16 protein-coding genes and 1 pseudogene are annotated in these 24,576 nt (G+C 62.1%); 10 read left to right on the top strand and 7 right to left on the bottom strand.

Features of this window, described 5'->3' with window-relative positions; translation table 11 throughout:
• The first annotated feature begins 186 nt into the window (after positions 1-186).
• The 7 genes and pseudogenes from ACL0K2_RS09645 to ACL0K2_RS09615 all read left to right on the top strand — a co-directional run bounded on the left by ACL0K2_RS09645 (position 187) and on the right by ACL0K2_RS09615 (position 9,266).
• Positions 187-1,596 carry a sodium-dependent transporter gene (locus ACL0K2_RS09645; protein ID WP_413044308.1) on the top strand — a complete coding sequence of 470 codons (1,410 nt, stop codon included), beginning with the start codon at positions 187-189 and terminating at the stop codon, positions 1,594-1,596.
• Positions 1,597-1,881: 285 nt separating this feature from the next.
• Complete coding sequence (gene hppD / locus ACL0K2_RS09640) at positions 1,882-2,964, top strand: 4-hydroxyphenylpyruvate dioxygenase (protein ID WP_413044307.1); 1,083 nt, start codon at positions 1,882-1,884, stop codon at positions 2,962-2,964.
• A gap of 77 nt (positions 2,965-3,041) precedes the next feature.
• Positions 3,042-3,683 (top strand): maleylacetoacetate isomerase, encoded by a 642-nt coding sequence (gene maiA, locus ACL0K2_RS09635; protein WP_045160719.1) that lies wholly within the window; start codon positions 3,042-3,044, stop codon positions 3,681-3,683.
• Positions 3,684-3,771: 88 nt separating this feature from the next.
• Entirely contained in the window at positions 3,772-5,232 is a 1,461-nt protein-coding gene (locus ACL0K2_RS09630) for a sodium-dependent transporter (RefSeq protein WP_045160710.1), read from the top strand.
• Positions 5,233-5,455: 223 nt separating this feature from the next.
• Positions 5,456-6,544 (top strand): annotated as a pseudogene (locus ACL0K2_RS09625) (cache domain-containing protein); the annotation flags it as partial.
• Positions 6,545-6,637: 93 nt separating this feature from the next.
• On the top strand, positions 6,638-7,402 hold the full coding sequence (locus ACL0K2_RS09620) for a methyl-accepting chemotaxis protein (RefSeq protein ID WP_413044457.1): 765 nt from the start codon (positions 6,638-6,640) through the stop codon (positions 7,400-7,402).
• Positions 7,403-8,582: 1,180 nt separating this feature from the next.
• Positions 8,583-9,266 carry a type 1 glutamine amidotransferase domain-containing protein gene (locus tag ACL0K2_RS09615; protein ID WP_413044306.1) on the top strand — a complete coding sequence of 228 codons (684 nt, stop codon included), beginning with the start codon at positions 8,583-8,585 and terminating at the stop codon, positions 9,264-9,266.
• A 6-nt stretch (positions 9,267-9,272) separates the two neighbouring features.
• On the opposite strand, the gene ACL0K2_RS09610 is transcribed toward ACL0K2_RS09615, so the two are convergent.
• The 4 genes from ACL0K2_RS09610 to phhA all read right to left on the bottom strand — a co-directional run bounded on the left by ACL0K2_RS09610 (position 9,273) and on the right by phhA (position 13,001).
• Positions 9,273-10,097: an EAL domain-containing protein gene (locus ACL0K2_RS09610; RefSeq protein ID WP_413044305.1), complete on the bottom strand. Its 825-nt coding sequence runs from the start codon at positions 10,095-10,097 to the stop codon at positions 9,273-9,275.
• 373 nt (positions 10,098-10,470) lie between these two features.
• Positions 10,471-11,667 carry an amino acid aminotransferase gene (locus ACL0K2_RS09605; protein WP_413044304.1) on the bottom strand — a complete coding sequence of 399 codons (1,197 nt, stop codon included), beginning with the start codon at positions 11,665-11,667 and terminating at the stop codon, positions 10,471-10,473.
• Entirely contained in the window at positions 11,664-12,020 is a 357-nt protein-coding gene (locus tag ACL0K2_RS09600; protein WP_025240484.1) for a 4a-hydroxytetrahydrobiopterin dehydratase, read from the bottom strand. Before ACL0K2_RS09600 ends, ACL0K2_RS09605 begins: the two co-directional genes overlap by 4 nt.
• A 195-nt stretch (positions 12,021-12,215) precedes the next feature.
• Positions 12,216-13,001, bottom strand: coding sequence for a phenylalanine 4-monooxygenase (phhA, locus tag ACL0K2_RS09595; protein WP_239610441.1), 786 nt, complete (start codon positions 12,999-13,001; stop codon positions 12,216-12,218).
• Positions 13,002-13,262: 261 nt separating this feature from the next.
• Between phhA and ACL0K2_RS09590 the strand changes: the two genes are divergently transcribed.
• Positions 13,263-14,819: a sigma-54-dependent transcriptional regulator gene (locus ACL0K2_RS09590; RefSeq protein ID WP_413044303.1), complete on the top strand. Its 1,557-nt coding sequence runs from the start codon at positions 13,263-13,265 to the stop codon at positions 14,817-14,819.
• An 8-nt stretch (positions 14,820-14,827) separates the two neighbouring features.
• Here ACL0K2_RS09590 and ACL0K2_RS09585 read toward each other — a convergent pair whose 3' ends face one another.
• From ACL0K2_RS09585 to ACL0K2_RS09575, 3 genes are all read right to left on the bottom strand, one after another.
• Complete coding sequence (locus ACL0K2_RS09585; RefSeq protein ID WP_413044302.1) at positions 14,828-19,009, bottom strand: CheR family methyltransferase; 4,182 nt, start codon at positions 19,007-19,009, stop codon at positions 14,828-14,830.
• A gap of 173 nt (positions 19,010-19,182) precedes the next feature.
• Positions 19,183-20,559: an L-serine ammonia-lyase gene (locus tag ACL0K2_RS09580; protein WP_413044301.1), complete on the bottom strand. Its 1,377-nt coding sequence runs from the start codon at positions 20,557-20,559 to the stop codon at positions 19,183-19,185.
• Positions 20,560-20,639: 80 nt separating this feature from the next.
• Positions 20,640-21,590 carry an NAD(P)/FAD-dependent oxidoreductase gene (locus tag ACL0K2_RS09575; RefSeq protein ID WP_413044300.1) on the bottom strand — a complete coding sequence of 317 codons (951 nt, stop codon included), beginning with the start codon at positions 21,588-21,590 and terminating at the stop codon, positions 20,640-20,642.
• Between the two features lie 359 nt (positions 21,591-21,949).
• Here ACL0K2_RS09575 and ACL0K2_RS09570 point away from each other — a divergent pair, with 359 nt between their 5' ends.
• Both ACL0K2_RS09570 and ACL0K2_RS09565 read left to right on the top strand, forming a co-directional pair.
• On the top strand, positions 21,950-22,945 hold the full coding sequence (locus tag ACL0K2_RS09570) for a TRAP transporter substrate-binding protein (RefSeq protein WP_413044298.1): 996 nt from the start codon (positions 21,950-21,952) through the stop codon (positions 22,943-22,945).
• Between the two features lie 364 nt (positions 22,946-23,309).
• Positions 23,310-24,308 carry a TRAP transporter substrate-binding protein gene (locus ACL0K2_RS09565; RefSeq protein WP_275589451.1) on the top strand — a complete coding sequence of 333 codons (999 nt, stop codon included), beginning with the start codon at positions 23,310-23,312 and terminating at the stop codon, positions 24,306-24,308.
• Positions 24,309-24,576: the final 268 nt, after the last annotated feature.

The raw sequence follows: 24,576 nt of genomic DNA, 5'->3' as shown, positions 1-24,576 counted from the left end.
TGTCGGCAGCCCAGCCGTACTGCCGAGCCATTGACGGAGGCGTTGAGCCGCTCAGCCAGGCGCAGCAAGGGATGGCGTGCAGGCATCTGGCGCTCCAGGGCCGTACTCGCAAAGCGGACGGTCCTGGCTCCGCTATCGGCGTATCCGTTATACCTCCCTGACAAAAACAACAAGCAGGAATCCGCAATGACAGACAAAAGCAGCCTCATCGCCGGCACGCTCGGTGGCGCTTCCGTTCGTACTCAGCAAAGCGCGGCGCGGGGTCTCTGGTCCTCGCGCTGGGTATTCTTCCTGGCCGCTACCGGTTCGGCGGTTGGCCTCGGCAATATCTGGAAATTCCCCTACATTACCGGCCAGAACGGCGGCGGTGCCTTCGTGCTGGTGTATCTCGCCTGCATCCTGCTGATCGGTATCCCCTTGCTGATGGCCGAGGTGATGATCGGGCGCCGTGGTCGGCAGAACCCTGATGGCGCCGTTGCGCGCCTGGCCCGCGAGGCGGGTGCTAGCTCGCGCTGGCGCATCGCCGGGTGGCTCGGTGGGCTAACCGGATTTCTCATCCTGAGCTTCTACCTGGTGGTGGCTGGATGGGCCCTGGCGTACGTCCCAACGACCTTTAGCGGCGGTTTCAATGGCGTCGGTGGCCAAGCCAGTGGCGATATGTTCGGCGCCTTGCTGGCCGACCCGCTGCGGCTGATCGTCTGCGGCAGTCTGGTGCTGGCGGCGACCATGCTGATCGTCGGCCTTGGTGTGCGTGGCGGGCTGGAGCGCTCGCTGCGCTTCCTCATGCCGGGCTTGTTCATCCTGTTGTTGGCGTTGGTCGGCTATGCCGCGGTGAATGGCGAATTCGCGCGTGGCGTGGAGTTTCTCTTCGTGCCCGACTTCTCCAAGCTGACCGCGACCAGCGTACTGGTGGCCCTGGGGCATGCCTTCTTTACCCTCAGCCTCGGCTGTGGCGCGATGATGGTCTACGGGTCCTACCTGCCGGAAGGCACCTCGATCGCCAAAACCTCGATTCTGGTCGCGCTGGCTGATACAGCCGTCGCCCTGCTGGCGGGGCTGGCGATCTTTCCTCTGGTGTTCGGCAACGGCCTGGAGCCGGGCGCTGGGCCGGGGTTGATCTTCGTCACCTTGCCGATCGCCTTCGGTCAGATGCCGCTGGGCCAACTGGTCGGCGGGCTGTTCTTCGTCATGCTGGTGATCGCCGCGCTGACCTCGGCGATTTCGTTGAGCGAACCGAGCATTGCCTGGATGACCGAGCGCTTCGGCATGACTCGCTTGAAGGCTGTGCTGGCCAGCGGTGCGCTGCTGTGGCTGCTCAGCCTGGGCAGCGTGTTCTCGTTCAATCACTGGGCGGAATACCAGCTGTTCGGCAAGACCTTCTTCGACAGCCTCGACTATCTGACCACCAACTGGCTGATGCCCTTGGGCGGGCTGTGCACGGTGCTGTTCGCCGGCTGGGTATTGCAGGAGAAGGTGGTGCGTGACGCCATTGGTATTCGTCAGGGCGGGCTGTTCCGCGCTTGGTGGACACTGCTGCGCTTCGGTACGCCCTTGGCCATCGTGCTGGTGTTCCTCAACCTGAGCGGGTTGATCTGATGTGTGATTACGGTTGAACGGCAGGGTAGTGGGTCCGCCTAGAGCCGATCCAGTCGGTGCGGTGCGACGGGCCGTCGCACCTGGCTGTCAATTTTTCGTTACGACTGGGCCGGCGCGATGTCGCCACCGGGCGGTTCCAGAAGGCTGTAAAGAAAAGTTGCCAGTGGGTTGGCCGTAGCGCTGTTGATGACGCTTGCAGCGGGCTTGTGCGGCTCCTTTCGCTGGTTTGTGATGGGCGCAGCCAAAACGTGCAGCAGCGCCCAAAACAAGAATCAGGAGGCGAAAATGAACGCCGTGACCAAGATCGAACAGCACAACCCCATCGGCACCGACGGCTTCGAGTTCGTTGAATTCACCGCGCCGAACGCCGAGGGTATCGAGCAGCTGCGTCAGCTGTTCAACCAGATGGGCTTCACCGAGACGGCCAAGCACCGCTCCAAGGAGGTCTGGCTGTTCCAGCAGAACGACATCAACATCGTCCTCAACGGTAGCCCCACCGGGCATGTCCACGCGTTCGCCGAGAAGCACGGGCCGAGTGCCTGTGCCATGGCGTTCCGGGTGAAAAACGCCGCCCAGGCCGCCGCCTACGTCGAATCCCAGGGCGCCAAGCTGGTCGGCAGTCATGCCAATTTCGGCGAACTGAACATTCCCTGCGTCGAGGGCATTGGCGGCTCCCTGCTGTATCTCGTCGATCGCTACGGCGACAAGTCGATCTACGACGTGGATTTCGAGTTCATCGAAGGCCGCACGCCGAACGACAACGCGGTCGGCCTGATGTGCATCGATCATCTGACCCACAACGTCATGCGTGGACAGATGGACGTCTGGTCCGGGTTCTACGAGCGCATCGCCAACTTCCGCGAGATCCGCTACTTCGACATCGAGGGCAAGCTCACCGGCCTGTTCTCCCGCGCCATGACCGCGCCGTGCGGCAAGATCCGTATCCCGATCAACGAGTCGGCGGACGACAAGTCGCAGATCGAGGAATTCATCCGTGAGTACCACGGCGAAGGTATCCAACACATCGCTCTCTCCACCGACGACATCTATGCCACCGTGCGCCAGCTGCGTGCCAACGGGGTGGATTTCATGAGCACGCCGGAGACCTACTACGAGAAGGTCGACACCCGCGTCGCGGGCCACGGCGAGCCCACCGAGGTGCTGCGCGAGCTGAACCTGCTGATCGATGGCGCGCCGGGCGACGATGGCATCCTGCTGCAGATCTTCACCAACACGGTGATCGGTCCGATCTTCTTCGAAATCATCCAGCGCAAGGGCAATCAGGGCTTTGGCGAAGGCAACTTCAAAGCACTGTTCGAGTCGATCGAGGAAGACCAGCTCCGCCGTGGCGTAATCAGCTGCGAATAAGCCGCTGACGGCGAAGAAGAAACGATTCAGGGAATGTCATGAACGACCGCGAAATGAAAGAAACAACCGGCTCACCGATGCTGAAGCTTTACGGCTACTGGCGTTCCAGCGCAGCCTACCGGGTGCGCATCGCGCTGAACCTGAAGGGGTTGGCGTTCGAGAATCTGCCGGTGCATCTGGTCAAGGACGGCGGCCAACAGCATTCGGCCGATTACAAGGTGCTCAATCCGCAAGAACTGGTACCGCTGCTGGTCGATGGCAACGAGCGCATCAGCCAATCGTTGGCGATTCTCGAATACCTGGAGGAAGTCTTCCCGCTTCCGACCCTGCTGCCTCACGATCCGGCCGATCGCGCGCGGGTGCGTTCACTGGCAATGCACATCGCCTGTGATCTGCATCCGCTGAACAATCTACGAGTACTGCAGTACCTCAGTGGACCGCTGGGCGTCGAGGATGAGGCCAAGCAGCAATGGATCCGTCACTGGATCGCCACAGGTCTGGCCGGCGTCGAGCAGGGGTTGGCCGCGTTCGACGGCAAGCTGTCACTCGGCAGACGGCCGGGTTATCTGGAGGCATGTCTGGTTCCACAGGTATACAATGCGCGCCGTTTTTCCTGTGACCTCAGCGCCTACCCGCGCATTTTGCAGATGACCGAGCAGTGCGAAACCCTCGAAGCATTCGCCAATGCCGCTCCGGAGGTGCAGCCCGACGCTCAATGAAATAAAGGTCGATCCGCCTTGCCACTCCGTCGCGTCACAAGCGCGGCGGGTTCGATTTCCGTCACAGATAACAACAAGCAGGTGACGCATGACCCGTGAAACACCCAAGAACCTCTGGCTTTCCCGCTGGGGCTTCATCCTCGCCGCGACCGGTTCGGCCGTCGGCCTTGGCAACATCTGGAAATTTCCCTACATCACCGGACAGTACGGCGGTGGCGCCTTCGTGCTGATGTATCTGGCGTGCATCCTGGCCATCGGCATCCCGGTGATGATGACCGAGATCGCCATCGGCCGCCGCGGCCGTGGCAGCCCCATCGATGCGATCGGCCGCGCCGTGCGTGAGAACGGCAGCAGCGCCCTGTGGAAGGGTGTCGGCGGCATGGCCATGGCGGCCGGTTTCCTGATTCTGTGCTTTTACGTGGTGGTAGCCGGGTGGGCCTTCGCCTACACGGTCAAGATGCTCGACGGCTCGCTCGCCGCCAGTTCCGTCGACAGCCTGGCGCAGGTATTCGAGGCACACAACGCCAACCCCTGGCAGCTCGGCGGCTGGAGCGTGCTGGTGGCGTTGCTTACGCTGTGGATCGTCGCCAAGGGCGTGCAACAAGGCATCGAAAGTGCGGTGCGCTGGATGATGCCGGGGCTGGCCGTGATGCTGCTGATCCTGGTGGGTTACGCCTTCACCAGCGGCGGCTTCGACGAAGGCTTCGCCTTCCTGTTCAGCTTCGATACGTCCAAGCTCACCGGTGAAGCGCTGCTGGCTGCGCTCGGCCACGCCTTTTTCACCCTCAGCCTGGCCTCCGGGGCGATTCTCACGTACGGCTCCTACATCCCTGACGGCCAGTCCATCACTCGCACCACCTTCATGGTGGCCATCGCCGACACCGCGGTGGCGCTGCTGGCGGGCCTGGCGATCTTCCCGATCATCTTCGCCAACGGCATGGATCCGACCGCCGGCCCCGGGCTGATCTTCATGAGTCTGCCGCTGGCCTTCCAGCAAATGCCGTTCGGCACCCTGTTCGGCACCTTGTTCTTCGCCATGGTCTCGATCGCGGCACTGACCTCGGCCATTTCGATGATCGAGGCGACGGTCGCCTACCTCAACGAGAAGCACGGCGTCAGCCGCCTCAAGGCCGCCGTGGGCGCTGGTGCGGTGTTGCTGGTGATCAGCTTGCTGGCGATGCTCTCGTTCAACCTGATGGCCGGCTGGACGCCGCTGGGCAAGAACTTCTTCGACTGGTTGGACTACCTGACCTCGCGCTGGATGATGCCGTTGGGTGGGATCTTCGTCGTGGTCTTCGCCGGCTACGTACTGCGCAGCGAAATCATGCGCGACGAGCTGGACCTGCCACCGCTGGGCTATGCGCTGTGGTTGTTCATGGTGCGCTATGTCTGCCCGGTCCTCATCACCATGGTGTTCCTGCACGCCCTGGGCTGGCTGGGCTTCGACCCGCTGGTGCGCTGGTACTGGATCGCTGGAGCCATCGGCGCGCTGACCATCCTCGGCGAGGGTCTGCGGCCACGGGTGATGCCGGCGCTGGCCGGACGCTGACTTCACCGGCCGGTTATTGAGATAGCCGAGCGGCACACCTGGCAACGGGTGTGCCGTTTTTTTGTTCGTGGCTCAGGGTGTGCTATCGCGGTGTCGGAAGTTTGCTCAGATCTCCGATCACCTTGCTAGAACGCACGGCTGACGGCACTTGAGCGCTATTCGGAAGCGATGATCGGCTGTAAAGGTTCGTTGATCGTGGCCGACAGAATGGCTAACGCAACGGATGCTTATTCGGACGAGGGATTGCCAATTCGATCCAGCCCCATCCGGACACGCACCCATGCCTAGCCGTCTCAAGTTCAGCCACAAGATTTTGCTGGCCGCGTCACTCGTAGTGATCGCGACCTTCGCTCTGTTCACGCTCTACAACGACTATCTACAGCGCAACGCTATTCAGGCCAAGCTGGAAAGCTATCTGGACGAGATGGGCAAGGTCACTGCGCACAACATCCAGAACTGGTTGTCCGGCCGCCTCGTGTTGCTGGAAAACACAGCGCAGACCATTGCCCGCGACAGTTCCGGATCGGCCGTCGAGGCGCTGGTGCAGCAGCCGGCGCTCAGCTCTACCTTCGCCTTCACCTACCTGGGGCGCAGCGATGGCGAATTCATCGTCCATCCGCGCTTCGAGTTGCCGGCAGGCTACGATCCGCGTCAGCGTCCCTGGTACAAGGACGCGATCAATGCCGGCAAGACCACGCTGACCGAACCCTATCAGGATGCGGCCACCAACGAGCTGATCATCACTGCGGCGACCCCGGCCAAGGCCGGTAGCGAGAACCTGGGCGTGGTCGGTGGCGACCTCAGCCTCAAGGTGCTGGTGGACATCATCAATGCCCTCAACTTCGACGGCATGGGCTATGCCTTTCTCGTCAGCGGCGACGGCAAGGTGCTGGTCCATCCTGACCAAAGCCAGGTGATGAAGACCCTCGCCGAGCTCTATCCGCAGAACACTCCCGCGTTGACCAGCGGCTTTACCGAGGCCGAGCTCGATGGTCAGGAGCGCATCCTCAGCTTCAGTCCGGTAGCCGGCCTGCCGTCGGTAACCTGGTACGTCGGTATCTCGGTGGACAAGCAGAAGGCCTACGCGGCGTTGTCCAGTTTTCGTACCTCGGCCCTGGTTGCTGCGGTGATTGCTGTGGTGTTCATCCTGATCCTGCTGGGTATGCTGATTCGCGTGCTGATGCGCCCGTTGACCGAAATGGGGCAGGCAATGGAGAACATCGCCGCGGGCGAGGGTGATCTCACGCGACGCCTGAAGGTCGAATCGAACGACGAATTCGGCACGTTGGCCACGGCGTTCAATCGATTCGTCGAGCGTATTCATGGCTCGATCCGGGACGTGGCGTCCGCGACCGAACAGGTCAACGAGGTGGCGCAGCGGGTGTTCGCGGCCTCCAACTCATCGATGGTCAATTCCGACGAGCAAGCCAGCCGGACCAACAGCGTTGCCGCGGCGATCAACCAGCTCGGCGCTGCTGCCCAGGAAATTGCCCGCAACGCTGCCGACGCCTCGCAACAGGCCAGTGGCGCCAGCCATCAGGCCGAAGACGGACGCAAGGTAGTCGAGCAGAACATCGAGGCGATGCGGCAGCTGTCGAACAACATCAGCGCGTCCTGTGCGCAGATCGAAGCGCTGAACAGCCAGACGGTCGGCATCGGGCAGATCCTCGACGTGATCAAGGGCATCTCCGAGCAGACCAACCTGCTGGCACTCAACGCGGCCATCGAAGCGGCCCGCGCTGGTGAAGCCGGGCGTGGTTTCGCAGTGGTTGCCGACGAGGTGCGCAGCCTGGCGCATCGCACCCAGACCTCGGCGCAGGAAATCCACGGGATGATTGAAAAGCTGCAGGTCGGCGCGCGTGATTCGGTGAGCACCATGACCGAGAGCCAGCGCCAAAGCGAGGCCAGCGTGGGCATCGCCAACCAGGCCGGCGAGCGCCTTGGCAGCGTGACCCAGAGCATCGGCGAGATCGATGCGATGAACCAGTCGGTGGCCACCGCCACTGAAGAACAGACTTCGGTGATCGAGTCGCTGAACATGGACATCACGGAAATCAACACGCTGAATCAGGAAGGGGTGGAGAACCTGCATTCGACGTTGCGTGCCTGCGGGGATCTGGAGCAGCAGGCTGCGCGGTTGAAGCAGTTGGTGGGGAGTTTTCGGATCTGATGCGGGGTTGATGACAAGGGCGCTTCGGCGCCCTTTTTGTTTAGCTGAGTTTGCCATCCGCTGCCCTACATCCGTGGGATGCCTAGTTCTCTCACTGTATCCATGCCGCTCGCCCGCTGCGCAGCGATTCCATTCGGCCTGCTGAATGGGGCATTCGGCGTTGTCTGGTAGTTCGGTGGCCAAGGATTCGGGTTCGTGGGTTACCCCGATTGGCCGGGTGGCTGAGGCATTGGTTTCGCCCTGCTGGGCGAGTCACTTTTTCTTGAGTGGCCAAGAAAAAGTAACCAAAAAGAAGGCCACCCCCTGCATCCGGGTTTTGCTTCGCAAAACTTCCCTCCCTCCGGCGCCGCTCCGGGGTCGTCGCGAAGGGACATCCATGTCCCATCGCTCCTCGCTCGGCATCCATGCCTCGCGTCCCCCTGCGCAGCACCTGCGCTCGGCCTTCTGAAGGGGATCGGGTCCGAGTCGTCTGAAGTTTTTGAACAGCGACAGCAACAAAGCACGTCAATCGCCGGAGGGCTTGGTAGGGTGGAAAACTGCGAAGCATTTTCCACCACAATCCACGCTGCAATCGGTATCGAATTTTGCCGACAAAATCGGTGGGTAAGCTTCGTGTTACCCACCCTACAGAGGGCCTCTGCAAACGCGTCGTTGCACAGCCCAACAGACGCCACCGAATCGCCCCATCAGGAGGCCGAATGGAATCGCTGTGTAGAGGGGCGAGCGGCATGGATGCCGCGAGAGCCGTGAAGGGCCATGGATGGCCCTTGCGCGGCGACCCTCGGAGCAGCGATGGAATGAGGGAAGTCGAGCGCAGCGAGACCCGGATGCAGGGGCAAGCGTTTTTGCTTACTTTTTCCGCGTTTGGAAAAAGTGAGTCGCCCAGCAGGGCGAAACCAATGCCCCAGCCATCCCGGCCAACAGGTGTAAACCAGATGACTCCAGCCCACTAAAGCTTCGCAGCCAAGGCCACTCCTATAACAGCGCATTGTGCAGGGCTCTCGAACTTGCAACAGTCTCGTCGTAGCCCGGCATTACGGCTCGTCACGGTGCCGAGTTCGTGGCAGCGGGCAACCGCGGCCTCGGCGCCACGCCCACCCGTTGACCCATTTCCTACTCCCACGGTCCAGATAAACCAAGGCCCCGCCAATCTCGGGCCACCCGACCACAGGAGACCCCCATGAAAATCCTCATCGTGCTCACCTCCCACGACAAGCTCGGCACCACCGGCAAACCCACCGGCTTCTGGCTAGAAGAATTCGCCGCCCCTTACTACGTGTTCAAGGACGCCGGCGCCGAGATCGTCCTGGCCTCACCCAAGGGCGGGCAGCCGCCGCTGGATCCGAAAAGCGATGCGCCGGATGCCCAGACCGAGATGACCCAACGCTTCAAGAACGATGCCGAGTCCCAGGCCCTGCTGGCCAACACCCGCACGCTGGACGAGGTGTCGTCTGAGGATTTCGATGCGGTGTTCTATCCCGGTGGCCACGGACCGCTGTGGGACCTGTCCGGCAATCCCACCTCGATCTCACTGATCGAATCCTTCATCAAGGCGGGCAAACCAGTGGCGGCGGTCTGTCATGCGCCGGCGGCGCTGATCGAGGTGCGCGGCGAGGACGGCGAGTACCTGGTAAAGGGCAAGCAGGTGACCGGTTTCACCAACACCGAGGAAGCAGGCGTGCAGCTCACCGACGTGGTGCCCTTCCTGTTGGAGGAGAAGCTCAAGGAGATCGGTGGCGACTACAGCAAAGGGCCGGATTGGTCATCCTACGTGCGGGTAGACGGCCTGCTGGTCACTGGGCAAAACCCGGCGTCCTCGGAAGAGGCCGCTCGGGCATTGCTCAAACTAATGAATGCCGGTTGAAGGACTTCAGCGCGGGAGGCCGTTCGGCCATACCAGGATATCGGCCTGGCTGCAGGCTTCGAACAGCGGTTTGCTGAACAGATAGCCCTGCATCAGGCTGATACCCAGATCATGCAGGGCGCTGCATTCATCCAGCGTTTCCACGCCTTCGCCGATCACCTGGATGTTCAGCTCCTGGCACATCGCAACCGTTGCCCTGACGATGGCCTGGCGGGGGCGGCTCTGGTCGATGCCGCGTATCAGGTCCATGTCCAGCTTGATGATGTCCGGCTGGAAGTCGGCAAGCAGGTTGAGACCGGCAAAGCCGGCACCGAAATCATCGATGGCGGTGAGAAATCCGATGCGCTGGTATTCGCGCAGTACTTCGGCCAGCCACTTGGCATCGCTGATGCGCTCGCCTTCGACCGTCTCGAAAATGATCCGCTCGACCGGAAAGTCATGCGCGCGGGCTGCTTCCAGCGTCGAGCGAATGCACAGCTCTGGCCGGTAGATGGCGTTGGGCATGAAGTTGATCGACAGCCGGCTTTGCATGGCGAGCTTGGCGGCGGTCTTGATCGCCTTGATCCGGCCGGCCTGGTCGAAGCGGAAGCGGTTGTCCTCGTTGACCTGCGACAGCACGCTCGGTGCGGGCTCGCCCTCAGGGCCACGGACCAATGCTTCATGAGCGAAAATCTCGCGTTTGCCTAGATCCACGATCGGCTGATAGGCATAACTGAAACGAAAGCCCAGGCGTTCGCCATTGGCGCAGCTGGGGCAGGCGCCATGTTCGCTGGCCGCATGGCAGGCATATTCGCTTGGGGCAGGGTTGCCGTCAGTGCTGCGTTGAATCATGGGCGAGCTCGCTCGAAACCTGTTGCTGAAGATAGCGGCCGGGCCGGCCGCGGCTGAAGTCCATTCGTCACCAGACGGTGCATTCCGCAAGATTGACCAAGCGTCATATTGAGTTAGAAATTCAAGATGTGATGGCTAAATGCTGCGGCCTGGCGCGGTCAGTCGAGTTCCGCCTGAGCTATCGATGTGGAGCGGCAATCATCGGAAAGATGGCCTGGGGCCCGGTTGCAGGCTTGGCCCCGGTGCGTTCGAGATGCGCAGCGCGCCCGGTCGTGACATGTCATGTCCGGCCTGCGCATAACGACGGTGTAGGGCATCCATGGCAAAAAAAGGCCGGCATGGTTGCCGGCCCGATGCTCTTCACGGGGAGTGCTTATGCCGTGACGCGTGCGATCGCCGCCGCCAGCTGATCCAGCCGCGCGGCATCCAGCCCGGCAATGTTGGCGCGGCCGCTTTCCACCAGGTACACCGAATTCTCGCGGCGCAGGCGCAGCACCTGCTCGGCGGTCAGGCCGGTATAAGAGAACATGCCGCGTTGCTGTGTAATATGCGCGAAGCGCTCGGCCAAACCGTGCGGTGCGAGGGCTTCGACCAGGCCCTTGCGCAAGCCGGCGATCCGTTCACGCTTGGCGGCGACTTCCTGCTGCCAGAGCTGACGCAGTTCAGGGTTGGCCAGGATCGTCGCGACCACGGCCGCGCCATGTGACGGGGGCGTGGACCAGAGGTTGCGTGCCACCGAAGCGAACTGGCTGCGCACGTCGATCAGCGATTCGCCATTGGCGGCCACCACAATCAGTGCACCGGTGCGTTCGCGGTACAGGCCGAAGTTCTTCGAGCAGGAGCTGGTGATCAGCACTTCCGGCAGCGCCTCGACGAACAGACGAACCGCCCAGGCGTCTTCATCGAGACCGTCGCCAAAGCCCTGGTAGGCGAAGTCGAACAGCGGCAGCAGTTCGCGCCGACGAACGATCTCCAGCACCTGGTGCCACTCGTCCCGGCTCAGGTCGTAGCCGGTGGGGTTGTGGCAGCAGGCGTGCAGCAGCACCACGTCGCCGCTGGGGATCCGCTGCAGCGCTTCGAGCATCGCGGGTACGTCGAGGCGGTTCTGCGCGTCGACATAGGGGTAATGCTCGACCTTCAAGCGGGCAGCGGCGAACAGGGTTTCGTGGATAGGCCAGGTCGGGTCGCTGAGCCAGAGGCCGCGGCTCGGCAGGCACTTGGCGATGAAGTCGCCCACCAGCCGCAGGGCGCCGGTGCCACCGGGTGTCTGGGTGCAGCCAGCGCGGTTTTCGATCAGGGCTGGCGAGCCCTCACCGAGCACCAGCTTCAGCAACTGCTCACCGAACAGCGGATCGCCATGGCCGCCGATATAGCTTTTGGTCTGCTCGCTGTCGATCAACCGCTGTTCGGCCAGCTTCACCGCCTTGGGGATCGGCGTCAGGCCCAGCGCATCCTTGTAGACGCCGACACCGAGGTCGAGCTTGGCCGGATTGGGGTCGGCGCGATAAGCGTCCAGCAGACCGAGAATCGGGTCGCCGGGAACCCGTACGACATCAGCGAAATGCTTCACTTGCGGCCCTCGGCAGTCTTGGCCACCTCATCGGTGCGCGCGGCCATGATGAAGTCGTTGCGGTGCAGGCCCTTGATCGAGTGGCTCCACCAGGTCACTGTGACCTTGCCCCATTCGGTGAGCAGGCCGGGGTGGTGGCCTTCGGCTTCGGCTATTTCGCCGACGGCATTGGTGAAGGCCAGGGCGTGGCGGAAGTTCTTGAACGCGAAGACCTTCTCCAGCTCCATGTGGCCGTCGCGGGTCTCGATGTTCCAGTCCGGGATCTGCTTGATCAGCTCGGCCAGTTCGTCGTCGGAGACCTTGGGTGCGTCGGCGCGGCAGGCTTCGCAATGGGCTTGGGTGAGAGCGGTCATGGTTGGGTCCTTGTGATGAGGTCATAGGAGTTAAGCAGCGTAGGGTGGCAATGCCGCAGGCTTTGTCCACGCGTCGGGTTCGGTCCGGCACGTTGCCGAGGGCTCATCCACCAATCGGCCGAAACGACCGGCGTCGCCGCGAGACGTCGTTGTGGCCGAAATCAACGTGTGGAAAATGCTTCGCAGTTTTCCACCCTACGCCGCTTTCGGCGGGAATTTCGGCTGGTGCAGGCCCAACTGCATGGCGGTGCGGACGTGGGCCATGATGTCTTCATGAGCGACGTCGAACAGTCGCTTGAGTTCCGGCAGGGCGAAGTACACCGGCTGCAGGATGTCGATGCGATACGGCGTGCGCATCGCTTCGACCACGTCGAAGGGCTGGTGCTCTGGCGCGTCCGAGAGGCAGTAAAGCGTCTCCTTCGGTGAGGAGAGGATGCCGCCGCCATAGATGCGGCGCCCGGCCGGCGTGTCTACCAGGCCGAACTCGATGGTCATCCAGTACAGCCGCGCCAGGTAGACGCGTTCTTCCTTGCTGGCCTTGAGGCCGAGCTGGCCGTAGGTGTGGGTGAATTCGGCGAACCAGGGGTTGGTCAGCAACGGGCAGTGGCCAAAGATCTCGTGGAAGATGTCCGGCTCCTGCAGATAATCCAGTTCCTCCGGGGTACGGATGAAGGTGGCGACCGGAAATCGCTTGCTGGCCAGTAGTTCGAAAAAGGTCTGGAAGGGAATCAGCGCCGGCACTCGCGCCACCTGCCAGCCGGTGGTGGACTGCAGCACGCGGTTGATCTCGTCCAGTTGCGGGATGCGGTCGCGGGGCAGGGCCAGCTGTTCGATACCGTCCAGATACTCCTGGCAAGCGCGACCGTCGAGTAGCTTCAACTGGCGTTCGATCAGCGTCTGCCAGACCGCGTGTTCGGCGTCCGGATAATGAATCTGGCCGTGCGCATCCGGTTCGCGGGCGACGTATTTCGTAGCTTTCATCTGACCTCCTGAGCGGGATGGCCGCGTAAATCTTGTTGTTATGGATGCCTCATCTGAACGCGCTGTAGATGCGCTGGGAAGTGTTTCGGACGGTCCTTCGCGAAAAGATATGCATCGTTTCGTAAAGAAAAGCTTACGGGTAGGCGGGTTGGCGTGATGATCGACTTGCTCGGTGCTGCTGCTGTCAAATAATCTTGACGATAATCAGCGGCAAGCGATAAAAATCGCCGGCGCTACCAACGACAACGGAGGCTTTCTCGCATGCGCATCAGGATTCTCTGCCAGAATCGCATCGGCATCCTCCGGGACATGCTCGAGTTGCTGGTGGATTACGGGATCAACGTCGCGCGTGGCGAAGTCGGCGGTGAGCACGGCAATGCGGTTTACCTGCACTGTCCCAACCTGATGAACCTGCAGCTGCAGGCCTTGCGGCCGAAGATCGAGGCCCTGCAGGGTGTGTTCGAGGTGCGCAAGGTTGGCTTGATGCCCAGCGAGCGGCACTCGCTGGAGCTCAACGCATTGCTTGGCGCGCTGGAGTTCCCCGTGCTGTCCATCGACATGGCCGGCGCGATCGTTGCCGCCAACCGTGCCGCGGCGCAGCTACTCGGGGTGCGGGTAGACGAGGTGCCGGGCATGAGCCTGTCGCGCTATGCCGAGGATTTCGATCTGCCGGAGCTGGTGCGGGCGAACAAGGCGCGGATCAACGGCCTGCGGGTGACCATCAAGGGCGACGTGTTCCTCGCCGATATCGCGCCGCTGCAATCGGAACACGACGACAGCGAGGCGCTGGCCGGTGCGGTACTGACCTTGCACCGGGCCGATCGTGTCGGTGAGCGCATCTATAACGTTCGCAAGCAGGAACTGCGCGGTTTCGACAGCATCTTTCAGAGCTCGAAGGTGATGGCGGCGGTGGTCCGTGAAGCCCGCCGGATGGCGCCGCTGGACGCGCCGCTGCTCATCGAAGGCGAGACCGGCACCGGTAAGGAACTGCTGGCGCGTGCCTGTCACCTGTCCAGCCCGCGTGGACAATCCCCGTTCATGGCCCTCAACTGCGCGGGCCTGCCGGAATCCATGGCCGAAACCGAGCTGTTCGGTTATGGCCCGGGCGCTTTCGAAGGCGCGCGTCCGGAAGGCAAACTCGGCCTGTTGGAATTGACCGCCGGCGGCACGCTGTTTCTCGATGGCGTCGGCGAGATGAGTACCCGCTTGCAGGCCAAGCTGGTGCGCTTTCTCCAGGACGGTTGCTTCCGCCGGGTCGGCAGCGACGAGGAGGTCTATCTGGACGTGCGGGTGATCTGCGCGACTCAGCTGGACCTGTCCGAACTCTGTGCCAAGGGCGAGTTTCGCCAGGACCTTTATCACCGCCTCAACGTGTTGTCGCTGCATATCCCGCCGCTGCGCGAATGCCTGGATGGTCTGGAGCCGCTGGCATTGCACTTTATCGATCAGGCCAGTCGGCAGATCGGTTGCGCCTTGCCGAGGCTGTCAGCGCAGGCGCTGGAGCGGCTGGCGGCCTATCACTGGCCCGGCAACGTTCGGCAATTGGAAAACACCCTGTTCCAGGCGGTTTCGCTGTGCGAGGGCGGATTGATCAAGCCCGAGCACATCCGTCTGCCGGATTACGGCACGCCGCAGCCGCTGGGCGAATTTTCCCTGGAGGGTGGCCTGAACAGCATCGTCGGGCGCTTCGAGAAGGTGGTGCTGGAGGCGCTTTACCAGCAGCATCCGAGCAGCCGCCTGCTGGGCAAGCGGCTGGGCGTTTCGCACACCACCATCGCCAATAAACTACGCGACTACGGGATCGGCAAAGACGGCTGAGCCGCGGCTCAGTGCACCGCTTGCTGCACCGCGTCGATCAGCGCCTGCAGATCGATCGGCTTGCGGAGGTGCAGGGTAAAGCCCGCGCTTTTGGCCTTCTCCACGTCGCGCAGGGTGCCGTAGCCGGTTAAGGCAATGCTCGGGGTCTGGGCATTTGTGGTGCCGCGTCGTATTTCGCTCATCATCTTGTGACCGTCGACGACCGGCATGCCGATGTCGGAGACGATGACGTCGAAGCGTGACTGCTCGGCAAGCTCGATACCTTCGGTGCCACCGTCGGCGGTGGTCACCTTGGCGCCTTCGCTTTCCAGCAGCTCGCGCATAGTGTCGAGAATGTCCGGTGAGTCATCGACCAGCAAAATCTTGATGCCCGCCAGCCCGCCGACTTCGGTGCCATGGGGCAGCTCGCGGAGCTCCAGTTCGGTCTGTAGATGCACCGGCAGCCAGACGCTGAAACGCGCCCCGCGGCCAATGCCCTCCGAGAACGCTTCGATTCGCCCGTTATGTGCTTCGACCAGTTGTTTGACCAGTGCCAGCCCGATCCCCAAGCCGTGCTTGGATCGTTGTGCGTGCTGCATTTCGGCCTGGCCGAACATGTCGAACACCTTCGGCAGGAAGTCCGCGGATATCCCTTCGCCGCTGTCGATAACATCCAACCGGGCCTGATCCCCTTCGCGTTCGAGCTGAATACAGATGCGCTCGCCGCCTTTGGTGAATTTCCAGGCGTTGTTGAGCAGGTTCCAGATGATTTGCTCGAGCCGAGTCGGGTCAGCATGGATGTAGATCGGCTGGTCTGGCTTGAAGGATTCGAACGTCACGTTTTCAGCCTGGGTCAGCGGTGTGAATACCGACTCGATCCCGCGCAGCACTTCCTGATATTGCAATGTCGAGAAGTGCAGCTTGAGCTTGCCGGTACGGACGCGCGATACATCCATCAGGTCATCGATGATCCGTGACTGGTTGCGGACCGCATTTTGAATCGACTGGGTCGCCTTGCGCAGGCTGGGAGAGTTCTTCGTGACCTGCGAGCGCGAAATCAGGTCGGCGTTGAGCTGGATCAGGTTCAGCGGGTGTTTGAGCTCATGCGAGAGTACCGCGAAGAACTGGTCCTTCTGCAGGTTGGCCGCCTGAATGCTTTCCAGCGCGCTTTGCTGATCGTTGCTGCGCTGCCGGTCCTCGGTGATATCCCGTGCGATCTTGGCGAAACCCGTGACCTTGCCGCTGTTATCCACCAGTGGGTTGACTAAGCCGCTGAAGAAGCACTGCGTGCCGTCTCGGCGTAAATGCCAACGCTCGTCAGCCGCCTGGCCCTGCTCCAGAGCGTGCTTGCGCTCGGCCTCTGGCACTCCGGTCTGGCGGTCCGCTTCGGTGTAGATCATTCGAATGTTCTGGCCGATCACTTCGTCTTCGGCATAGCCGAAAATATGCTCGGCACCGCGGTTCCAGGTGGTGATGAGGCCGTCGCGGTCCAGGGTGATGATGGCGTAACCCTTGGTGCTCTGCGCCAGCTGCTTCATGTGCGCCTCGCCGGCGCGCACTTGCTCCTCGGCGCGGCGACGGTCGGTGATATCGATGAAGGTCAATACCGCCCCTTGAATGCGGTCGTCCAGGGTGCGGTAGGGCAGGAAGCGCGCCAGGTAGCAGCGGTCGCCGTCCAGGTTGCCAATTTCGCGTTCCACCAGATGCAGCTCTTCGAACGCCTTGATGGCGTCCTTGTGCAACTGCGGATAGTCGAGGCGGTGCGTGATGTCCAGCAGCGAGCGGCCGGCATCGTTGCCGATCACGTTGAAGATGTCTTGCGCCCGCGGGGTGAACCATTTGATGCGCATGGCGCGGTCGACGAACAGGGTGGCGATATCGGTCGAAGAGATGAGGTTCTGCAGGTCGTCGTTGATCTTGCTGGTTTCGTCAACCTTGGTCTTGAGCTCGAAGTTGACCGTGGTCAGTTCTTCGTTGATCGATTGCAGTTCTTCCTTGCTGGTTTCCAGCTCCTCGGTGGCCGAGCGCAGCTCTTCATTGATCGCCTGCAGCTCCTCGTTGGAGGCGCGCAGCTCTTCGGTCGAGGTTTCCGAATGCTCCATGGTCACCTGCAGCTGCTCCTTGGTCTGCTGCAGCTCGGCCTCCAGCTGGGTCAGCACGCTGTCCTCGGTGGTGGGATTTTCCAGCGTGTTGCCGTCCATGCAGTCCTCGACCTCATCGAAGATCACCAGCATGAATTCGCTGCCGGCTTCGTTGTCGCGGAACGGCCGTACCACCATGTTCACGTAATAGTGCCGGCCGTCGCGCTCCAGCCGAACCCGCCTCGCCTCGACGCTCTTGCCTGTGTGGGTGGCCTGGTACAACGCAGTGCGCAACTCCAGGCGTAACTGTGGGTGTACCAGGGTGGTTAGGTTCAGCGAGGGCTCGCCGCCTACATAGCGCAGGAAGTTTCCGGCGCGGTCGGACATGTGGACGATTTCCGCCTCGTGATTGACGATCACGCTGGGCGGGGCGTACTGCTCGAGGGCTCGCTGGTGGACGTCGGCGAACGAGAATTTGCGGTTACGCCTGGGCGGTTGACTGGTGAGCGGAGATTTGCTCAGCGGTCCCGCGGTACTCATGGACTGGAACGGGCCGGCGGGCGTGCGGCGAGGCCCCGAACCGACGCTCTTGGCGCGGTAGATGCGGTTCTTCTTGTCGACCGGCTCGAACAATTGGCTGCAGGCGTCGGCAGTTTCCGAGCTGCCGAGAAACAGGTAGCCGCCGGCTTTGAGCGCGAAATGAAACATGCGCAGCACTTCGATCTGGATGTCCCGGTCCAGATAGATCATCAGGTTCCGGCAGGAGATCAGGTCCAGTCGGGAAATCGGTGGGTCGCGCAGGATATTGTGGCGAGCGAAGAGGATGCGTTCGCGCAGCTCTTTCTGCATGCGGTAGTGGTTCTGCTCCTTGACGAAATACTGGCGCAGGCGCATGGGCGGGACGTCGGTGACGATGGCCTCCGGATAGACGCCAGTACGTGCTGCTTCCAGGGAGCGGTCGTCGATATCGGTGGCGAACAGCTGCAGGGGCACTTCGTCGTTGTGGTGGTCACGTATCTGCGCATAGTCGGAGAACAGCATGGCCAGCGAGTAGGCCTCTTCGCCTGTCGAGCAGGCGGCGGACCAGATGCGCAGCGATTTGTCCTCGGCCTGAGCTTTTTCCTCAAACAACGCTGGGATGATGTCGCGCTCCAGCGCCTCGAAAGCCTCGCGGTCACGGAAGAAGTTGGTCACGCCGATCAGCATGTCCGCCAACAGCTTGGGGGTTTCTTCGGGGTGAGCCTGCAGATGCTTGGCGTAGCTGGGCATGTCACGCAGTGCGTTGACCTGCATGCGCCGTTCGATGCGACGCAGCACGGTGGCCTGCTTGTAATGCTGGAAGTCGTGGCCGGTCCGGCTGCGAAGCGCTGCGAGGATTTCCCGCAACGCCAATTCGTTGGGTTTGGACTGGGTGTGCGCACGCCCGCTTTCCAGGTCATCCTGCTCTTGCTCGGCTTGTTCAACGTCGCCGGGGGACGGAGTGGGCTGGTGCTGGGCCAGCAACTCCACCATGTTCCGTCCCAGTTCAACCAGGCGTTGTGGCATTTCCGCGACCGGCAATACGATATCGACCATGCCGGTCTCGATGGCGCTGAGCGGCATCGAGTCGTATTCGGCGTCCTCAGGGCTCTGCGCCAAGGTCACGCCGCCTTGTTCCTTGATGCGCGCCAGGCCGACCGAACCGTCGGCGCCGCTGCCGGACAGCACGATGCCGATGGCGTGGATGTGGTGCACGTCGGCCAGCGAGCGGAAGAACAGATCGATGGCGACCTGTGGCCCGCGTTCGCGGGTGGGCTTCTGCAGTCGCAGGTAGCCGTCGTTCATGGATAGATCCATCGCCGGCGGGATCACATAGATGTGGTTGCGTTCGATCGGCACCGGCTGGTGAACCTGCAGCACACGCATCCTGGTGACGTTCTGGAGAATCTTGTCGGCATTGCTTTCATGCTTGGGCGACAGGTGCATGATGACCACGAAGGCCATGCCGCAATCGCTCGGCATCTGCTCGAAGAAGGTCAGCAGTGCTTTCAGACCACCCGCCGAGGCACCGATGCCGACCACCGGATAATCCAGCGTGCTTCTGGCCAATTGGGTGTTTTTCGGCGTAGAAGGCTCAGGGCTGGTGTTCATCGATTCCTCGGCATGTGGATGCGCATTTTGTTGTTCTGGCGGCTTGGAAAGAAGACAGCAGGCCCGCTGGGCGAATTCCTCTGAACGCCGGATTTGTCGCGAAAGGGGAAGATGATACGGCTTGCCGCTGCCGATTGGCGCATTTTGCCGGGCGGTGCGACGAGCCGGGCGGCTCAGCACTCAATGATATTGACCGCCAGGCCTCCACGGGCGGTTTCCTTGTATTTGCTCTTCATGTCCGCGCCCGTCTGGCGCATGGTGCGGATCACCTTGTCCAGCGAGATGAAGTGGCTGCCATCACCACGCAGCGCCATCCGCGCGGCGTTGATCGCCTTGACCGCTCCCATCGCGTTGCGCTCGATACAGGGCACCTGCACCAGGCCGCCGACCGGGTCGCAGGTCAGCCCGAGGTTGTGCTCCATGCCGATTTCGGCGGCATTCTCGACCTGTCGAGGGTTGCCGCCCAGCACTTCGCAGAGCGCGCCCGCGCCCATCGAGCAGGCGACGCCGACCTCGCCTTGGCAACCGACCTCGGCGCCGGAGATCGAAGCGTTTTCCTTATATAGGATGCCGATCGCCGCGGCGGTGAGTAGAAACCGTACGACCCCGTCCTCGTTGGCTCCGCGGATGAAACGCACATAGTAGTGAAGCAACGCCGGGATGATTCCGGCCGCACCGTTGGTCGGTGCGGTGACTACGCGCCCGCCGGCAGCATTTTCCTCGTTCACCGCCAGCGCATAGAGATCGACCCAGTCGAGCAGGCTGAGCGAATCGCGCAGGCTGGCTTCGGGATGCTCGCTGAGCTGCCGATACAGGCCTGCGGCACGCCGTTGCACCTTGAGCCCGCCGGGCATCACCCCTTCGGTGCGGCATCCGGCCTTGACGCAGTCCTGCATGACTTGCCAGATCTTCAGCAGGCCGGCACGGGTTTCGGCTTCCGGGCGCCATGCGGCCTCGTTGGCAAGCATCAGTTCGCTGATCGACAAACCATGTTGACCGCACAGCGCCAGTAACTCGGCGGCGCTACGGAACGGGTAGGGCAGGGGGGTGCGATCTTCGACGATACGGTCGCTGCCGGCTGCCTGTTCGTCGACCACGAAACCGCCGCCCACTGAATAGTATTCACGGCTGCGCAGTTGCAACCCGGCGCCATCGAAGGCGCGCAGAATCATGCCGTTGGGGTGATAGGCCAACGGTTTGCGGATGAACTGCAGGTCGTTGCTGACTTCGAATCTGATCGGTTTCTCGCCCAGCAGTCGCAGCTCGTGGGACTCACGGATGGCCGCCATGCGCTGCGGGATGCTGTCGGTATCGACGGCCTCCGGCAGCTCGCCTTCGAGCCCGAGGATCACCGCCTTGTCGCTGCCGTGGCCCTTGCCGGTGGCGCCGAGCGAGCCGTATAGCTCGACCCTGACGCGCTCGGTGGCGCTCAGCAGCTCGTCATCGCGCAGGCCTTCGGCAAACCGCAGCGCCGCGCGCATCGGCCCCACCGTGTGTGAGCTGGACGGGCCGATACCGATCTTGAACAGGTCGAATACGCTGAGTGACATGACAGGCTCCGGGGAGAACAGACGTATATTGAGCCTAGACCCTCGGTGCCGCTCAGCTGTTGCAATCGCGTCACTGCGACTCAGCGCGTCGCCACCGAGCCGCCCCAGGGCTTGGCTTCCAGGCTGTTGTGCACCGCCGTGGCGGCCTGTGCGGCCTGACCAACGGCGACACTCATCTGTTTCAGGCCCTGGGTCACGTCGCCGATGGCGTAAAGCCCGCGCACCGAGGTTTGCATATGCTCGTCCACGCGTATGCCGCCGTCATCATCGCAACCCACATCCAGTCGCTGGGCGAGTTCCGAACGGAAGCGCGCGCCCAGACAGGGGTAGACGATATCGAAATGATAGGTGTCGCCTCGGCAGGTGATCATCTCGATTCCGGTTGTGCAAGGGCGCAGCGCTTCGACGCGATCGCTGATCAGGCGCACGTCGTAATGCTCGGCCAGGGCGATGGCTTGGTCGCAGGCATCCTGCTCGCCATGCACCACCACCGTGACCTGGTCAGTGAAGGTGCGTAGAAACACCGCATGGCCGATGGCGCATTCCGCCTCGCCGTAGACCGCAACGTTGTCACCGTTGACCTCGTAGCCGTCGCAGATGGCGCACAGCCGCAGCTTGCCATCGCCGATGGCCTGCTCCACGTCGGGCATGTCCGGCAGCGTATCTTCGATGCCGGTGGCCAGGATGATCCGTCGGGTCACACAGCTTTTGTCCCCGTAGCGCACGCTGAAGCCTTCGGCGTGGGGTTCGATGTGTTCGACTCGACCATGCTCAAGCTCTGCGCCGTAGCTGCGGGCCTGTTCACGCAGACGAATCAACAGATCGTTGCCGTTGATGCCTGGCGGGAAGCCTGGGTAGTTATGCGACCGCGGTATCCATGAGGCGCGGCTGGAGCCTGCATCGACCACCCTGCAGCTGCGGCGAAAGCGCGCCAGATAGAGCGCAGCGGTCAGTCCGCCCGGTCCCCCGCCGATAACCAGGCAGTCGATCAGGTCGGGGTTCGGTGGCGGTGGGGGCGAAACGTCGTTCATGGCAGATCGGAATGGCTGGGGATGTTGCTTGTAGAAGTGACAGGTGACCTGAAAGTTCGCTTCTTCCGATGAGTGAAATGTTCCGTTTTGAGAGCTGGTCGGACCTTCAACCCTTGTGCTAGAGCCTCTGATGGCCAAAACTGCGCCGCTCGGTGACTGGGCGGATTCAATCCGTACTGACCGGTCATCGCCATTCCAATAAAGGCCAGCCTGCGATTCGTCGCGGTGCTCTGGTCACCCGCTTTACCCATTCAGGCGTGCCACAACAGGTTCCGGCTGAACGCATATCGAACCGCAATACACCACTCGAACGGTGCTCACGAGGCGCCGCATCGAGCTTATTTCCCGTGGGGGTCAAAATGTTCAAATCATTCTTCGTTGCGCCTTGTACGGCGCTTTTCCTGTTGTTCGCGCCAATGGTGGCCAGCGCCGCGGAGCCCATCGTGATCAAGTTCGCCCATGTGGTCGCGGACGACACGCCAAAGGGCAAGGGCGCCTTGCTGTTCCAGAAACTGGTTCGCGAGCGGCTCGCCGGCGCGGTGGAGGTCGAGGTCTATCCGAACTCGACGCTGGTTGGCGATGCCGATGAGATGCAGGCGCTGCTGGATAACAAGGTGCAGATGCTGGCGCCTTCGCTGTCCAAGTTCACCGGGTACTCACCGAAGCTGGAAGTCTTTGACCTGCCGTTTCTGTTCGATGACGAGGCGGCAGTGGCGCGCTTCCAGAAGCGCGAGATGAGCCGCGAGCTGCTGCGCTCGATGGCCCACCGTGGGATCTACGGTCTGGCTTACTGGAATAACGGCCTCAAACAGTTGTCGGCCAGCCAGCCATTGCGCAGTCCGGCGGACGCGGCGGGTCTGGCGTTCCGTATTCAGCCCTCATCGGTGCTCGAGGCGCAGTTCGCGGCAGTGGATGCCAAGACCATCCGGTTACCGTTTGCCGAAGTGGCCAAAGCCATGCAAAGCGGTACGGTGCAAGGCACCGAGGGCCCCTGGTCCAACATGCGCGGACAGAACGCGGGCGTTAAACGGAGCTACGTCACCGAAACCAATCATGGCGTGCTCAATTACATGTTGGTGACTAACTCCAAATTCTGGACCAGCATTCCTTTTGCGGTGCGCTCCGAGCTGGAAAACATCCTGCTCGAAGTGACACAGACCGTGAATGCAGAAGCCGCGGCAATCAACCAGCGCGAGCGTGAACGCATTCTGGCCAGCGGCAGCAGCACGCTCGTTACGCTAACCGCCGAGCAGCGCCAGGCCTGGCGAGACAAGATGCAGCCGGTATGGAAATCCTTCGAGTCGCAGATCGGCGCCGACGTCATGCGCGCGGCGCTGACGGTCAATCGCCGCTAACGCGGTCTGCGCCGGCGTCCGTATGGAGGCGCCGATGCTTCAGCACCCCTGCCGAGCGCGCACTCATTCGCGCGCTCAATCAATGTGTCGTTTTGAGAGCTGGTTGGACTTTCTGGCCTTGTGCCACGCCCGGTGATCGCGAAGACTTCCGCTCGGTTGGTAAAGGCTCTAGCGCTCTGCTTTTCGCCAACCGCATTCCAATAAAGGCCAGCCGCCGACCGCCGCAGTCGAGATGATCTGGCCAACTCGAACTGAAAAAACGAACCGACCACGCCGCTGCGTGAGTCAGGCCTTATCGTTGTCGACTAACCACTCGAACGGTGCCCACAAGGTGTCGCTTCGGGCTTTTCCCGTTGGGGGGTAGATGTTCAAGTCTTGTGTCGCTGCGCTGGTCGCAGTTATGTGTGGGTTGAGTGCCTCGGTCATGGCGGCCGAAGGCGAGCCGTTCGTCATCAAGTTCGCTCACGTGGTGGCCGATGACACGCCCAAGGGCAAAGGGGCATTGCTGTTTCAGAAGCTGGTGCATGAGCGCCTGGGTGGCAAGGTCAAGGTCGAGGTCTATCCGAATTCGACATTGGTTGGCGATGCCGACGAGATGCAGGCGCTGCTGAACAACGACGTCCAGATCCTCGCGCCTTCGCTGTCCAAGTTCGGCAAGTACACGAACAAGTTGCAGGTCTTCGATCTGCCCTTCCTGTTCGATGACGAAGCGGCGGTTCAGCGCTTCCAGAAGCGCGAAATGAGCCGTGAATTGCTGCGCTCGATGGCCGACTCCGGCATCTATGGCCTGGCGTACTGGAACAACGGCCTTAAGCAGCTTTCCGCCACCAAGGCGTTGCATCTGCCCGAAGATGCCGCCGGATTGGCGTTTCGCGTACAGCCTTCGGCGGTACTGGAAGCGCAGTTCAACGCGGTTGGGGCCAAGCCGGTGGTGCTGCCTTTCGCCGAGGTGTACAAGTCGCTCCAGGCTGGCGTGGTCCAGGGCGCGGAGAACCCATGGTCGAACATTGCCAGCCAGAACATGCACAAGGTCCAGCCGTTCATCACCGAGAGCAATCACGGGGTGCTCAACTACATGCTGGTGACCAGTTCGAAGTTCTGGATGAGCATGCCCTTTGCGGTGCGCTCGGAACTCGAGGGCATCATTCTCGAAGTGACCCAGGCGGTGAACCGTGAGGCTGCGGCGCTGAACCAGCGTGACCGTGACCGCATCCTCGCCAGTGGCAGCAGCAAGCTGATCACACTCACGCCGGAGCAGCGTCAGGCCTGGCGCGAGAAGATGATGCCGGTGTGGCAGTCCTATGAAGCGCAAATCGGTGCAGACGTAATCCGCGCAGCACTGACGGTCAATCGCAAACGCTAACCTCGTGCCTTCCGCTCGCCGGCACTGCCGTGCGGCGAGCTCGGCGCACCCGCGCCGCTTCCGTTCCCCTTCTTTCCTCTCCTTGCGGGCCTGTCCACACCGGGCGTTTGCTGCGGTGCATCAGCAGACTAACGCTTGTCAAGGCCCGCCCCGCCGCCTGACGGTTCTAAGCTTGTCGATGCCGGTCCCTGAACGTTGGGCTTGATACCTGGCTGCTAGCATCATCTAGCAGGCGGAACCAGCCCGGTTGCAACAGGGGGCTTGTTCG

Origin of the sequence: Pseudomonas sp. YJ42, from assembly GCF_047225135.1 — a bacterium.
Lineage (GTDB): Bacteria > Pseudomonadota > Gammaproteobacteria > Pseudomonadales > Pseudomonadaceae > Stutzerimonas > Stutzerimonas stutzeri_E.
Note: the sequence above shows the minus strand (reverse complement) of the source record. Positions and strands in the feature narration are given on the sequence as shown.